Source organism: Pseudoalteromonas sp. SR41-8 (genome assembly GCF_014163915.1).
Taxonomy (GTDB): domain Bacteria; phylum Pseudomonadota; class Gammaproteobacteria; order Enterobacterales; family Alteromonadaceae; genus Pseudoalteromonas; species Pseudoalteromonas rhizosphaerae.
The window spans coordinates 37,731-51,976 of the sequence record NZ_JACJEE010000013.1 but is presented as its reverse complement, the minus strand read 5'-3'; the positions used below and the strand labels follow the sequence as shown (position 1 = coordinate 51,976).

Genomic DNA, 14,246 nt, shown 5'->3' with positions numbered 1-14,246 from the left:
AGCTATTTACCCAGCACAATGAGGGTTCCTAAAACACCTGCAGCCACACCGATAATAAAACCAATTACCCAGCAGATAGTATTTAGTTTACTAAATAATGCAGAAGCAATAGCGTCTTCTTCTGCTGAGCCGCTTACTGACAGTTTACTGTCATGGGTTTGGTCTACTGTTGGTCTTGCTGGCAGTTCGCTGTCTGCAAGCTGCTGCAAAGTCATTACAACCTGTTCAGGATTAACATGGTCGCCATTTGCAATCGTTATATTCTCAATAATGCCACTGCAGTCGGCCAAGACTTCTAAAGCGACTTTTTCAGTTTCAACATCAAATAACACATCACCGGCATAAACGAGTTGGCCTTCACTAACATAAAGTTTAGCGATATCTGCTGTGTGTATTGAGTCTGGAAGCGTGGGTACTTTAACATCTATGTTCATAATTCCTCCTTGGATATAATACCAATCGACTTAAATATTTAACCATTCTAGCGAGCTAAATGGTCAGTAACTTAAAACGATTGGTATAACACTATGTATTAACAATTAAAACTAAAAAACTGACAACTAAATTATCAACCAAACGCGACATTAGCGAACACGGCGGTCATCAGTATCGGACACACATAACGTATGTACTGAGCAAACCAATAACGCATGCCACTTGCAGCCTCATTTAATTGATTACCACGGCGCCACAACCACCCTACAGTGATAAAGTAAAATAAGCCCATAAGCGGTAATTGATACTGAGTCAGTACCATGATCACTAAACCAAATAGCCAATCAAAATTGAAAATAATCAACGATGACGCGGCTAAAACCGTTAAGCTCACTAAAAACGTCGCTTTTTTACGCTCTACTTGATGGTTTTCAACTAAAAAAGCCACTGGAATTTCAGTTGATGAAATAGTCGATGTGAGTGATGCAATCGACATAAGTACAAAAAACAATAAACCAACCAATAAGCCAATTTCGCCCATAGTATTAAATAACTGCGGTAGAATTGCGAAAATTAGTTGCCCTTCTCCCACTAATTTTCCATCACTAAATACTTGCACGCCATTGTGCTGCGCCACGTAAATTGCAGGAATAATTAATAAACCAGCTAAAAAGGCAACCCCTGTATCAAGTAACGCTACCGACGCGGTTAACCGCGGCAAATTAGCATCAGGCTGCAAGTACGAGCCATAAATCATCATACAACCGACACCCAGTGACAGCGAAAAGAACGCCTGCCCCATTGCCGCAATAATTAAACCTGGGTCGAGTATTTGGCTAAAGTCTGGCACTAAATACGCAGCAAAGCCTTCACTTGCGCCATCAAGCGTGGCTATATAAGCAATTAGCACAACGAGTAACACTAATAGCATCGGCATTAACCGTCGCGACCATGTTTCTATGCCAGATTTAACACCTTTGAGAATAATACTCGCAGTGAGGATCAGCATCAGTGGTGTAAATACAAAATTACGCGCCATCGAATCCGTGTGTAAAAACGTACTGACGGTGGTAAATCCAAAAAAGCTAGCAATGGGTTCAAGGGCATAAGCAAGCATCCAACCTGCAACAATTGAGTAAAAGCTCAGCATCACAATCGCACCGGCTAAACCTAAATAACCAGCAGCAGCGCCTACTTGCGGTGCTTGCTCTTGCCATGCTTGTCTAAGTGCTTTAACCGGATTAGCTTGCGCTTTATGACCTAAGTACAACTCAGTGTATAAAGCTGGCAAGGCTAAAAAAAAGATAACTATAAAATAGACTAGTAAAAACGCGCCGCCGCCATGATTTGCCGCTTGCGTGGGAAATCCCCAAATATTACCTAATCCAACTGCAGCGCCAGAAGCTGCTAAAACAAAGCCAAGGCGGCTTTGAAAACCATCACGCAATTGTGCCATACATCTACAAATCTGTTATTATTTTTCATTATTGTGAATTAAACCATATTTAACTCTCACAGAGTAATAAATTTGCCTTGGCTTAATTAACCAGCGCACAACCGCACAAAATATAAACATGTTTGTTCTTTTATCACTTTAATTGTGGATTTTATGCCTGCGTTATTTTTTCAACAGCAACTCGTTATCACCAAACACAGCGTGCAGCCGTTCAATGCGAATACTATTTTATTATTTGACGCCCAGCAGTTAAATGTTGATGAATTTGATTTAAACGCACTATTAAGCCCATTTGAACTGACGGTTATAACCCGTAGAAAAAGTTACAAAGCCAAGCAAGAATATTTAGCCACTCGGCTACTGCTTAAGTATTTGGTAAAGCAAACGATGCCACAATTTCGTGAGCTAGCAAATAACCATATTAGCTCTGAATTTGACCAGCAAAGCAGTAAATTACTGCTACATATAACTGACAGTGACACTGTATTGCGTAGTTGTTTATCCCACTCTAATGGTTTTGTGGGTGCTGCATTAAATGTAGAACGAATTGAATTTGGTTTTGATATTGAAAAAATAAACCTGAAGCGTCCATTTGCAAAGCTCGCTAAGCATTTTTATCATCTTGATGAGGTAAATTTAATAACGCAAGATCAGCAAAGTGCAGAACGATTTTTTAGAATATGGACCTTAAAAGAAGCACTTGCCAAAGCCACCAGCCAACCAATTGCAAAATTACTCAGCCCCAATGTATTTACTGAACTTGAGCGAGCAAATTTAACAGCGCTGAGTTGTCAATATCATGAGTTTGATATCAGTGTGGTAAGTGACAAGAGCACTGACTGGCAGTGCTCTGTGGTAAATTCTACCGCCCAATTACGCGGCGTTTTGAACTTCTAATAAACGGCTGTGGATCGCTTGCACAACAAAGTCTGACTCGCTCTGCTCCACTAAAAAGCACAGGTTATGTTTACTTGCGCCATGACAAATTAAGCGAATATTAAAATCGCTTAATACATTCATTAAGTTAATTTCTTGCTGACGTAATTGAATTTGTGAACCAATTAATGCCACTAAGGTTAAGTTGTTCTCAACCGACACGTGGCAAAACTCCGCTAACTTATCAAGGCATTCTTGATCAAGCTCAGGACGCGAGGCATTTGGCGCATTATCTAAAGTAATTGCAACACTTATCTCTGAGGTAGTTACCAAATCAACCGAGATATTAAACTCACTTAAAATTGTAAACACGTGAGCTAAAAAACCACTAGCCAAAAGCATTTCGGGGCTTTTTAAGGTTAACAATATTTGATTTTTACGCTGCGTGACAGCACGAATTCCGGGGATTTGTGATTTCTCACGTTCGATCCAGGTACCACCACGTTCAGGCTCACGGCTAGAACCAACAAACACACTAATATGGCTGCGGCTCGCAGGTAAGATAGTTGCCGGATGTAATACTTTCGCCCCAAAGGTAGCCATTTCGGCCGCTTCATCAAAACTTAAACGCGCAATCGGCGTAGCCTTAGCACATAAGCGCGGATCGGTGCTAAAAATGCCCACTACATCAGTCCAAATGTGCACGCTCTTAGCGTTTATAGCTTCGGCCAGTAATGCCGCACTATAATCTGAACCACCACGACCAAGTGTGGTAGTTTGACCATGCGCGTCACTGCCTATAAAGCCTTGAGTTACAATAACCTGTTCAGCTAATAACGGAATTAAATGCTCTTTTGCGGCCATTGCTGTTGCAGCTACATCTGGGGTTGCTTTAGAAAATTGGCTGTCGGTTTTTAATACCTGTCGCACATCAAAACGCACCGCATTTAAGCCATTTAAACGCAGTACCTGAGTAAATAAATAGGATGATAAACGCTCACCAAAGCTCAATAACTCATCATGTTGTTGCTTTGATTTTAGTGGCTCACTGGCAAGTGACTTAAAAGCTTTAATGGTTTCATCAAAGCCATGAGCTAAATCAGCATCCAATGACAGCTCATTTAAAATAGCTTCTTGAATAGCAATAACGCCAGCAATGTTCTCATTGCGCTCATCTGCTGATAAATCTTTTTTACATAAGGTCACAAGGTGATTAGTCACTCCTGCGCTGGCACTTACGGCCACTACTCGTACGTTGTTATCGGCTACAATAATTTCACTGCAACGGCTCATCGCTTCAAAGTTAGCCACACTGGTGCCACCGAACTTTGCGACTACGTAGTCTGATTTTTGATTTTGTGCTGACTGTTGCAAGTTAGTTGCAGCTAATTGGGTATTCATGTCGTCTCCTTTTGTGGCATTCATACCACGATAAAACAAGAAGAACTTGGCAAGGGGGTGCTCGATAAGAAAAGTCCACTGCCAGAAGCTCTCCACCTAATTGGTGACAGTTTTGAGGATTCAGCCCCATAAACCGAAAAGCCACTGTGACGTCCAGTTGCTTTCCTCGGCGAGTACTTCCCTCCTTAATGATTACAGGCATACGTCGCCTAACATTAAGTACCTAAGTACCGCACCTCTTCTGAATGTTAGATTAATTACGTAAATTATTAGCAATTAAATAACAAAACCCGCTATTAAGCGGGCTTTGAAAGTTATCGTTTAGACGTCTAGCTGTCAAGTTGTTTTAAATAATAAAAGCAATTAAATAAAACTACCTGCTAAATACGATCCCATATAACCAATTGTATAAGCGATTAATAAATACACCGACATACGTAAATAACTCATGAAGGTAAGCGCTTTTACTTTACTCATAGCGATAATACCGGCAGCCGAGCCAATAATAAGCATGGACCCACCCACTCCAGTTGCATACGTAAACGACAACCATTGTTGTGGACTCATCACTATTTCAGCTTTAAGTAACGCAGCCGTTAGTGGTACGTTGTCAACCGCAGCTGATAATATACCCATTAAATAATTAGCGTATTGTGCTGGCATTAACTCGTAAAGATGAGTGAACTTACTGAGCATACCGACTTCTTTCAGAGCGCCTACAAGTAATAATACGCCAACGAAGAACAGCAAGGTGTCGTATTCTATTTCGCGAATATAATCGATGATTTTTTTATTCACATCTTTTTTGCGCATTAAAAATTGCGCTACTAAAAACATCAACGACAAACCAAATAAGAAAGTTAACAAAGGCGGCACATGATAAAGCACGCTTAACGTTAATGTCCCGACAATCGTTGATAAGAAAATCACTGCAATAGTGATATCTGTTTTCTCAATGCGACGGTCCTCTTGTTTGGTAAACTCAACTTGGCCGTTGAGTCCAAATGACAGCATAATGGCCAATAGCGCCACGCTAAATAACGCAGGCACAACCAACAATAGCAAGTGACCAATGGTAACTTTGTCATCAAGGAAAATCATCAAGGTAGTAACATCACCGGTAATTAACGACACTCCGCCCGAGTTCACACTAAAGATGATAAGCGTAGCGTATTTAATTAGCTTTTTCGGATCGAGTTTTAACGACATCACCACCGCAAGGGAAATTAATGTGGCTGTGATATTGTCTGAAATCGACGAAAATAAGAAGGAGAACCCGCCAATCAAAAACATCAGTTTGCGTTCGCTAATAGCACTGGGCATTATCTTATGCACAATATTTTGGATAAAACCTTTGGAGTTCAAATAGGCTACAAAGGTCATTGCAGCCATTAAAAACAACCAGAGTGTGGCAATCTCTAAAATATTGTGGTCAAGTTGATGTTGTACGTTTTCGGGGCTTTGCCCGTGAAGCGGCGAGATAAATAAGATAATCCAGCATAAAGTACCAAAGAAAAGCGTGGTTTTGGCCTTGTTTACATGGATAATATCCTCTATAACGATGAGCACGAATGCTAGCGTTATCAGGGTTAGGATAATTGCAGTTACCATGGTGTTTGAACAACCTTTATAAAAATGTAAAAATTGTATGTTATGAGCCGCAGGACGACACGGCGCGCAGTCTAGCACCAAAGAATGTGTAAAACTATTGTCAATTTGCTTTTCTACGACTAATCGCTGAGGCCTAACAAGCCGGCTTTACAAGATAAATTAGGATTTTTGGAGTTTTATGATCCCAGCTAAAAAGTTGCTAAATACCCTAACAGAGCACTGGGGAATGTTAGAGCTGCTATTTAAACGTTTTAAAATGGCTGATTTCAGCCTAAAAGACGTGCAAAATGCGATCAAACAAAAACAACCTACGTGGTCAAATGAGCGCATTTACAAAGAAACCAACCGCCTTCTAAACCAAGATATTATTATTCCCTTGGCTAAATCGTCACAACTTGAAATTAACCGTGCAATTGCAGATTTTGCCACTTTTTTATTGCAGGAAGAACATTTAGGCTTGGCGCAAGAAATTAGCGTGCTGGTTGAAGATTTAGCCCGTTTGGGTAACCGTTTAGACAATGCCGGTAGTATTGAAGACTACGACGAGATGCGCCGTTTTAGCCGCATTATGGATGATCGGGTGCGTAAAATAATGAAATTATTTGCCCACAACGAAAATGCCATTTTAAATATTGTAGAACAAGCAAAAGCTAATAATGCGGTGCAATCATTACAAAAGCGTTATCAAGCGGTGATTGAAGCGTTTGATGAATACATTGAACCAATGCTTGAAATGGTTGATATTCGTGGCGATTTTCATGCTTGTTTTAATACCATCGAAACACAAATCAGTACGCAAATTGAATATATTGAACGCAGCGGTAAAGCTTATCAAGATAAACGCATGCTTGAACGATTACGTACCCGAATTTTAGAAATGCATTTAGTTGGTCGCGAAAGCCTGCGTAAAAGTGCCGATATGCTAATGCCACTGCGTGAAGAGTTGCGCCGTAATAATATGATCACTCGTCAAGCAGCTAAAGTACTTGGTTTAGTACGTAAAAATGGCGTTGATAATATGCTCAGCGCCGTACAACCACATTTTGTCTCTGACACGCAGCGATTCTCATTGGGGCAACAGCGCCATATGGTCGCTTATATGGCTGCACTTGTTGAGTTTGAACACAGTGAATACGAACTTCCTGATCAACAAGATGTGCCTGCTTTTGTTACGCCAAATATTCCAGATTACAATAATGTTAAAGCAAACTTTAAAAAACGCTTCAATGCTAAACGTAAAAAGCCACAACCATTATTGACCTTTTTAGAGCAAAGCTACCCAGACCTTGAAGCCGACGAAATGCTGTTTTTATATCAAAAGCTGGTAAGTGACACCGATATTGAAATCAATCAAAGTGATGAAAAAATGCGCGTGAAAATTGCCGGGCAACATTTTTCTCTTTTCCCTTTTAATTCTAAGCCTGTTGACCTTCAGCAAACACCAACAGTGGATGAGTAACCGTTATGACACAGATAAATTTAGATGAACTTAGTCATCTACAAGCAATTAATAAAAAATTAGTCACCGGCTATCACATTAGCGAACAAGACACCGTAATGTGGCAAGAGCTTGATCAACAAATTGATCATTACCGCGCATTATTCAGCGCCCTTGGCCACGATTTACAACATGACAGCCGTGGTTTTTATTACTTTGCCAGTGATGAAAGTACACCCAATATGGGGAAAATTTCCCGCGCGATTGCCTTAACCATTTATATCTTAATTGAGCACTATGCAAACTCAGGTAAAGACCCAATGCGTGCCTTATTTGATGAAGTGAATGATTTAGAACTGATGCAAACTTTAGTGCAAATGAACAAGCACTTATTTGATCAACTCGAAATTTTTTCAGGATCAGACCTACGTAAAGACGTGTACTTACGCATGATACGACTTGGCCTTGCCCGTGAAGTAGAAGGCGGCTTTATGCTGCAAGCACCTATCTACCGTTATATTGATGCCTTAATGGAAGTAAACGAAGAAACCTATATTGGAGAGGACGAATAATGAAAAACCTATACGGCCTCAGTAAGCTGGCATTATTAAACACCGCCGGTTATGCCAAATGTGTGATCCCGCTTGATAAAAGCAGCTCAATTTGTGCACCAAATAACACCGGTAAAAGCTCGGTGATCAATGCTCTGCAATTTCCGCTTATTAATGATTTACGCCTAACAGAATGGGACGGTCATGATTTAGACGAAACTCGTAAATTTTATTTTTCGTCAGATCAATCCTATATTTTACTCGAAGCCGACCTGCCCCATGGCCCGGTGGTGATTGGTGTAGCTGGGCTTGGTAAAATTGCCGGTTACGCACATCAGTTTTTTTGTTACCAAGGCAAGCTTGATCTTGAGCAGTATACTCAAGGTAAAACCATTATTAAGTTCACTAAGCTGTTTAATCATTTAAAAGAGCAAGGCTTTAACCCTATCGAGCTTAAAGCGCAAGAGCTCAACGCACTATTAACGGGTGGTGCCACGCCATTTGATGGCGACATTAACTTAAAGATGATCCCGCTTAACAACGTGCAAGATTCGGCAATTTATAAAGAAATTTTCCGCCGTATTTTGAACCTGCATAAATTAGGCGCTGCCGACGTAAAGCGCTTTATGTTACGCGTATTTGAACGCCACATGTCAAACTCAAAGGTCGATTTTTATGAAGTATGGCGTCGCTCCTTTGATAAAGTAAACCGCGCAAAACGTGAGCTAAAAGCACTCGAGTCGATGCAAGAGCCTATCAGCGCCCTTAAATCTATGCTTGAAAACCAAACCGTACTCAAAGGTAAATTAGCCGCATACGCCCCCAAAATTGACCAAGCATTAATCGATTTTGATAGCTACCAAGAGGCGCAATTGAGCGAGCTTAATGTTGCCCTTGAAGACATTGAACACGAAAAGCACGAGTTTGAGCAAAAACAACAACTTTATGTACAACAATCGCGCGATATTGAACGCAGGCAAACACAAATAGAGCAATGGTTTTTAGACTTTGGTGCTCTAAAATCTGAATTTGAATTGGTTAACATGGCAACCTTAAAAGTAAGCCTTGGTCAATTAAAGCAAGATTACGAGTCACTATCGCATTCTATCAACAGTGCACAAGGGCAAAGCCTGCATACTCTTGATTACCGTATTAGTGAAACACAAAAGCAGATCAAAAGCTTAAAGCTACAGCTTAAAAATCTTGAGTTTAATTTATTTACCCGTATGCGCGAGGATTTATCACTTAAAGAAGTTGAAGAGATCTCGCGTATTCTAAACCCTGACATTCTGTCATTTGCCACCACCAGTAATGGTGATATAGATATCACTGACGAAGATGCCTTTGGTGCATTTTTAGAGCAATTATCAGATAACGTGAAAGGCGGCGTGCTCACCCTGCCAGGCGCGACCATCAAGCTGAAAAAACTCTCACCGGTGCAGATGCAAAGCGGTGAAAATAAAGAGCAACTTACTGCGCAACTCAACGCTCTTGAACAGTCACTCAATGAATTTAAGCAACAGCGTGATGTGGCCGCAAATGTGGCCGACAAACAAAAAGAAAAAGATGCCTTATACGATGAACTCATGGCAGCAGAAAGCGCACTTAAACGCTTTGAACAATTCCAGGTTATGCTGCAATCTATTGATGCACAAACACTCTTAAAAGAGCAATTATTGGCTGAACGCGAGCAAGTTGATAGCTACTTACAAGATATTCAAAATAACAGCGGTTCAATTAGTGATCGACGCTCGATTATTAAATCGAAAAAAGATTTAATTTCACGCCAAGCCGAGCGCCTTCGCCAAGTGAAATCTGAACGAATTGACCACACGCTGGATTTATATAGCGGTAAAGTCACCCCGTATATGATTGATGTGCAAATTGACTTTGATAATCTCAGTGACTTAGTTCATCACTTTAATAAAGATTGCCAAGAGCTGCGTAATTTTGATATCAACGTTCGTAATACCTATTTGCATATTTACAATGCCGGTATTACCAAATTTGATAACGAAAATGACGAGTTTAGTAAATACCAGAAATTGATTGCCGCGTTCCATAATATTGATAACGAACGTGATGCGGTTGAACGCCAAGCCCGAGTTGCACTCACAGAAGTAGCCGCGACGATTAAGGGACTGCGTGAAGATTTAGACAGACTGCGCCGTGAAATGAACAGCTTCAATAAAGGCATTAGTCAGCATCGTATTTCAAACTTACAAGCATTTAAAATTAACGTGATACCACGCAAAATGTTGGTTGATAGTATTGATACCATCATCAGTACCTCAAATCAGTTTGAACAAGGTGATACGCTGGATTTACTCAGCCAAGAACCCTACAGTGAAAGTGCTGTCAACGAAGCAAAAGATCACTTAATTAAACTTGCCTCTGATAAAGCCGGTTTAACCCTTACTGACTTATTTGATATTCGCTTTGAAGTAGTAAACCGTGCAGGCGAAACCGAGCATTTTGAAAAAATTGATTCGGCTGGCTCAAACGGTACGCGTATCACCATAAAATTATTATGCGGCATGTTGTTTATCCGCTACTTATTAAGCGACCAAGAGCAAAACTTATACCGCATCCCGATTTATATTGATGAAGCGGCCGATATCGATCCGCAAAATCAAAAAGCAATTATAGAAACCGCACTCAGCTTTGGCTTTGTGCCAATATTTGCCTCGGTGAAACCACAAATTAGCTGTGATTATATTGTGCCAATTCGCTCCGTTAAAGACGGCGCCCAGAACTGGGTAGATGAAAAGGATTGGATAGAAGTAGAGCATGAATAAGACAATAGCCACGTTTGTGTAAATTAATGCATCATTCAGTCAAGGACGACTAGACTGATCAACATCTACTTTGTACACAAATTACAGGTAAAAAATAACATTTCCTTGAATTAATTCTATGTTATGTTATCAAACGAATAGTAATTAAATTTGCCAAGGAGCAAACTCCATGAAAAATATACTAATTGCAGCTGCTGTATTACTACTAGCAGCGTGTGCAAAAACGCCTGATATTGACTACGACAAATCTGTGGACTTTGGTAACTACAAAACATTTGCTTGGTTTCCACAAGCGACCTTGGCTGACGCTGGTAACTATCAAATCAGTCCATTGATGGAAAAACGTGTGCGTGAAGCGGTAAATGCACAATTACAAGCAAACGGTATGACACCTGCCGATGAAGCATCAGCAGATGTATTAATTAACTATCATGCCTCTGTTGATACTAAAGTTGACGTTGATACATTTAATGTAGGTTACGGTGCACGTTGGAACTACTGGGGCATGGGTTATAACACGCAAACAACAACCCATGAATATGATGTGGGCACTTTAGTGATTGATGTTGTTGACCGTGCCTCTAACCAGCTTGTTTGGCGTGGTGCTCGTGAAGGTCGCCTTCAGAAGAAACAAACACCTGAAGAGCGTAACAAAGCAGTACAAGAAGCCGTTGCAACAATTTTAAGTGGTTTTCCACCAGAAAAACTAAAATAGAGCTAAATTATTAAGGGCGTATAGAACTTTCAGAATTAAAATTTGTTCAATCTAGGGGCAATTTAATCGCGGCGCGAGATTTGTAATCGAGCGGGATCGATAACTGCTCCTAGGTTATTCAACTAGCTTACATCCATGTAAGAATAAGTAAAAATCGAGCAAGGTTACGGCGTCTTGCTCACGCCCTTTACTTACATCAATGTAAGTGACAAAGAGTCAATTCCCCCTTGTCAAAATCTTTCATGCAGAGCGTATTTGGCCTTTATGCTGCGTAATCGCCTATTCATTGGAACAACCACACTACATAGCCTTTGCCTTGCCTAAATACCAAACATACTGCAGCAAAATCAACCACGAAAGGTCTACACGCCCTAGTCTTTTTTATATTTATGCAGTAAATCTAGCGGTATATGGCAGTAATCATCTGGATGATTAGTTAGTCGGTCTTGGTGCTCAGCATCACTGGGGACATAATTTGTTAGCGGTTTAACCTGTACAGCTATTTTGTCGGCATCATCTCGTTGGCTGATATAATCGCTTGCTAACGTTAAGTGACTTTGCTCTTCACTATAAATAGCCGTGCGGTATTTTTCACCCACATCATCACCTTGCTTATTAATACTGTATGGGTCAATAATTTCAAAGAAATAATCAATTAGTTTATTAACCGTAACAGCATCAGTATCAAAAATGACTTTGACACACTCTGCATAACCATCGTACTCACTTTGTGTATTATCACTTGTACCATTAGCCCGCCCTGCTTCTGTAATAACTACTCCGGGTAAGTGCTTCATAAACTCTTGCACGCCCCACAAACACCCTCCCGCAAAATAAATAGTTTGCTGGCGAGCATAAAAGTTAGCTGGTTGTTTTTCATTCATAGAGGGACCTAATATATTTAACAAGCAAAGACAGTGTAATGCTTTCATTTTAAGAATGATTATCAAATGCAGTTTTTTCGAATTAATGTACAATAGCGCCAAAAATCGTGACTGTTTAATTTTGCTATTTTATCACGCTATAAAAAAGTGTTACGACTTTAATTTATAGCGCAATCGCACATAAAGAATATGAGAAAAACAACATGAACCGTACCTCGCACCTTATCATACCCTTAGTACTTGCCAGCATATCAAATGTTGCTTATGCGGCAGATGACTCTGAAGAATCGACAACCATTGAGCAAATAACAATCGAGGTATCACCTACAGCAAATACGTTACCTGTGGGTACCTTTGACTCACCTATATCAAATTTAGAGTATGACCCTCGTGTTGATTTGCAATCGCGTAACATGGCAGAAGCACAAGCTGATGTTACTATTCGTGGCGGTATCTTTGAAAACACCGGTTTTAGAGTCGGCAGTGCTACCTTACTCGATCCGCAATCAGGCCATTATTTTGCAGAAATTCCTATTGCACCACAAATGCTCACTGGCGCAAGTGTATTGACCGGTGCTGATAATGCACTTTACGGTGTAAATAGCTCAGTAGGTACTGTGTCGTTTGGTTGGAAGCCAATTACCACTGGTGGCAGTGTATCTGTAGGTGTCGGCACTAACGACTTTAATTTACAGAGTGTTCATGCTGGTAAAAGTATCCCTTTAGATACAATCGCCGATTGGCGCCTAGGTTTTGAAGGGGAATATTCTCATTCACAAAGCGATGGCTCAATTGATTTTGGCGATCATGATTTTAATCGCGCTACAGCTCGTGTGCAATTAACGAGTGCAGATTCACAAACTGATTTATTTTTTGGCTCACAAGAGAAATTTTTTGGCTGGCCGAACCTCTATACCCCATTTGGCGTGAATGAAACAGAAGACTTAGAAACGCAACTGTTAATGCTTAACCATAAACAAAGTTATGCAACAAACAGTGAGTTTGAAGTATTAGCTTATTATCGAAAAAATAACGACCATTATATTTACTCTCGTGAAAACCCAAGCGCGTTTCAAGCTTTTCACGAAACAGAAGTTAAATCATTCGCCATCTCTGGGCGACATGCTCAAAACGATGTGTTCTCACTAAACTACTCAGCACAATTTATTGAAGATTCCATTGAATCAACCACGCTTGAGAATAACTTTACTTCGCGTAACTATTATAAAATCAGTGTATTGCCAGAATACACTATGGCTCTTGAGAACAATCAGCAGCTAACAGTGCGTTTAGGCGCAGCCTTCGATGATACCAACCGCGATGACTCACAATTGTCGCTGATAGGTGATATCACATTCAATACAATTAATAGTAACGCCACTGAGCGGACATTTTATTTATCCTACGCTGAGGCCAGTCAAGTTGCAGGTTATACTGCTATTGGTGGCAATGACACTGGTGGATTGTTTAGAAGTAATTATAGCCTTGAGCGTGAAACCACCAAAAACTTAGAACTGGGTTTATTACTAGAACAACAAAGTTGGCAGCTTAATTCGGCTATTTTTTACCGCCAAGATAATAACTTAACTGACTGGACATTTAGCTTTGATTCAACCTCAGCGCGTTTTGCCGAACCGGTTGATATTGATACCGCTGGCCTTGAATTTTTAGCCACTAAGCAATTTGAAAATACTGAAATTATAGCCAGTTACACCTACCTCCATAAATCAGAAACCTATGGCTCGCCAGACGTCGATGCAAGCTTTTATGCCTTAAACTTCCCTGATCACCGTTTAACTCTTGGTGCTGTATGGAGCCCGACGGATATATTAGAGTTTCGGATTGATAATGAATGGCGTAAACAGCATAAAAATGCGCTGCGACGCTCTGATGATGAAGCCTTGTTTACTCAGCTGACGTTAAAAGTAACGCCACCGATACTGCAAAACTTCTTTATTACTTTAGCAGCAGATAACCTTTGGGATGAATCGTTTGAGGAAATTCCAGGCACACCTGGGCGCGGTGAGCAATACACACTAACTGCAACTTATAGCTGGTAAATAAAAAATATGTATAAAAAC

The 14,246-nt window shown here is 40.4% G+C and carries 11 protein-coding genes and 1 riboswitch; of the genes, 6 read left to right on the top strand and 5 right to left on the bottom strand.

The genetic code is table 11. From position 1 onward, the window contains the following. Positions 1 to 2 precede the first annotated feature (2 nt). Both H5162_RS10765 and H5162_RS10760 read right to left on the bottom strand, forming a co-directional pair. The gene (locus H5162_RS10765) at positions 3 to 434 is read right to left on the bottom strand and encodes a biotin/lipoyl-containing protein (protein WP_182778483.1); all 432 of its coding nucleotides are present in this window, start codon (positions 432 to 434) and stop codon (positions 3 to 5) included. A 134-nt stretch (positions 435 to 568) separates the two neighbouring features. Further along, on the bottom strand, positions 569 to 1,891 hold the full coding sequence (locus H5162_RS10760; protein WP_182719136.1) for a sodium-dependent transporter: 1,323 nt from the start codon (positions 1,889 to 1,891) through the stop codon (positions 569 to 571). A gap of 153 nt (positions 1,892 to 2,044) precedes the next feature. Here H5162_RS10760 and H5162_RS10755 point away from each other — a divergent pair, with 153 nt between their 5' ends. Then, the gene (locus H5162_RS10755; protein ID WP_182778481.1) at positions 2,045 to 2,788 is read left to right on the top strand and encodes a 4'-phosphopantetheinyl transferase superfamily protein; all 744 of its coding nucleotides are present in this window, start codon (positions 2,045 to 2,047) and stop codon (positions 2,786 to 2,788) included. Here H5162_RS10755 and lysC read toward each other — a convergent pair. After that, the gene (gene lysC, locus H5162_RS10750) at positions 2,765 to 4,168 is read right to left on the bottom strand and encodes a lysine-sensitive aspartokinase 3 (RefSeq protein WP_149982695.1); all 1,404 of its coding nucleotides are present in this window, start codon (positions 4,166 to 4,168) and stop codon (positions 2,765 to 2,767) included. The genes H5162_RS10755 and lysC overlap by 24 nt on opposite strands. 77 nt (positions 4,169 to 4,245) lie before the next feature. After that, positions 4,246 to 4,417, bottom strand: a riboswitch (Lysine riboswitch). A gap of 114 nt (positions 4,418 to 4,531) precedes the next feature. After that, a complete protein-coding gene (gene nhaD, locus H5162_RS10745) occupies positions 4,532 to 5,779 on the bottom strand; it encodes a sodium:proton antiporter NhaD (RefSeq protein WP_145242276.1) in 1,248 nt (415 codons plus the stop codon). A gap of 178 nt (positions 5,780 to 5,957) precedes the next feature. On the opposite strand from nhaD, the gene H5162_RS10740 reads away from it, so the two are divergent. The 4 genes from H5162_RS10740 to H5162_RS10725 all read left to right on the top strand — a co-directional run bounded on the left by H5162_RS10740 (position 5,958) and on the right by H5162_RS10725 (position 11,281). Then, a complete protein-coding gene (locus tag H5162_RS10740; RefSeq protein ID WP_182778479.1) occupies positions 5,958 to 7,238 on the top strand; it encodes a hypothetical protein in 1,281 nt (426 codons plus the stop codon). A gap of 5 nt (positions 7,239 to 7,243) precedes the next feature. Next, positions 7,244 to 7,789: a condensin complex protein MksE gene (locus H5162_RS10735; protein ID WP_149982697.1), complete on the top strand. Its 546-nt coding sequence runs from the start codon at positions 7,244 to 7,246 to the stop codon at positions 7,787 to 7,789. Then, a complete protein-coding gene (locus H5162_RS10730) occupies positions 7,789 to 10,566 on the top strand; it encodes an ATPase (RefSeq protein ID WP_182778477.1) in 2,778 nt (925 codons plus the stop codon). The genes H5162_RS10735 and H5162_RS10730 overlap by 1 nt, the downstream gene beginning before the upstream one ends. Before the next feature lie 169 nt (positions 10,567 to 10,735). Next, complete coding sequence (locus H5162_RS10725) at positions 10,736 to 11,281, top strand: DUF4136 domain-containing protein (protein ID WP_145242267.1); 546 nt, start codon at positions 10,736 to 10,738, stop codon at positions 11,279 to 11,281. A 371-nt stretch (positions 11,282 to 11,652) separates the two neighbouring features. Here H5162_RS10725 and H5162_RS10720 read toward each other — a convergent pair whose 3' ends face one another. Further along, positions 11,653 to 12,165, bottom strand: a complete 513-nt coding sequence (locus H5162_RS10720; protein ID WP_182734339.1) for a peptide-methionine (S)-S-oxide reductase — start codon at positions 12,163 to 12,165, stop codon at positions 11,653 to 11,655. Between the two features lie 203 nt (positions 12,166 to 12,368). On the opposite strand from H5162_RS10720, the gene H5162_RS10715 reads away from it, so the two are divergent. Next, a complete protein-coding gene (locus H5162_RS10715) occupies positions 12,369 to 14,225 on the top strand; it encodes a TonB-dependent siderophore receptor (RefSeq protein ID WP_182778475.1) in 1,857 nt (618 codons plus the stop codon). Positions 14,226 to 14,246: the final 21 nt, after the last annotated feature.

What these genes read in the sequence shown, in the direction of transcription:
- H5162_RS10765 (WP_182778483.1), bottom strand. Translation starts at nt 434, where the DNA reads ATGAACATAGATGTTAAAGTACCCACGCTTCCAGACTCAATACACACA.
- H5162_RS10760 (WP_182719136.1), bottom strand. Translation starts at nt 1,891, where the DNA reads ATGGCACAATTGCGTGATGGTTTTCAAAGCCGCCTTGGCTTTGTTTTA.
- H5162_RS10755 (WP_182778481.1), top strand. Translation starts at nt 2,045, where the DNA reads ATGCCTGCGTTATTTTTTCAACAGCAACTCGTTATCACCAAACACAGC.
- lysC (WP_149982695.1), bottom strand. Translation starts at nt 4,168, where the DNA reads ATGAATACCCAATTAGCTGCAACTAACTTGCAACAGTCAGCACAAAAT.
- nhaD (WP_145242276.1), bottom strand. Translation starts at nt 5,779, where the DNA reads ATGGTAACTGCAATTATCCTAACCCTGATAACGCTAGCATTCGTGCTC.
- H5162_RS10740 (WP_182778479.1), top strand. Translation starts at nt 5,958, where the DNA reads ATGATCCCAGCTAAAAAGTTGCTAAATACCCTAACAGAGCACTGGGGA.
- H5162_RS10735 (WP_149982697.1), top strand. Translation starts at nt 7,244, where the DNA reads ATGACACAGATAAATTTAGATGAACTTAGTCATCTACAAGCAATTAAT.
- H5162_RS10730 (WP_182778477.1), top strand. Translation starts at nt 7,789, where the DNA reads ATGAAAAACCTATACGGCCTCAGTAAGCTGGCATTATTAAACACCGCC.
- H5162_RS10725 (WP_145242267.1), top strand. Translation starts at nt 10,736, where the DNA reads ATGAAAAATATACTAATTGCAGCTGCTGTATTACTACTAGCAGCGTGT.
- H5162_RS10720 (WP_182734339.1), bottom strand. Translation starts at nt 12,165, where the DNA reads ATGAATGAAAAACAACCAGCTAACTTTTATGCTCGCCAGCAAACTATT.
- H5162_RS10715 (WP_182778475.1), top strand. Translation starts at nt 12,369, where the DNA reads ATGAACCGTACCTCGCACCTTATCATACCCTTAGTACTTGCCAGCATA.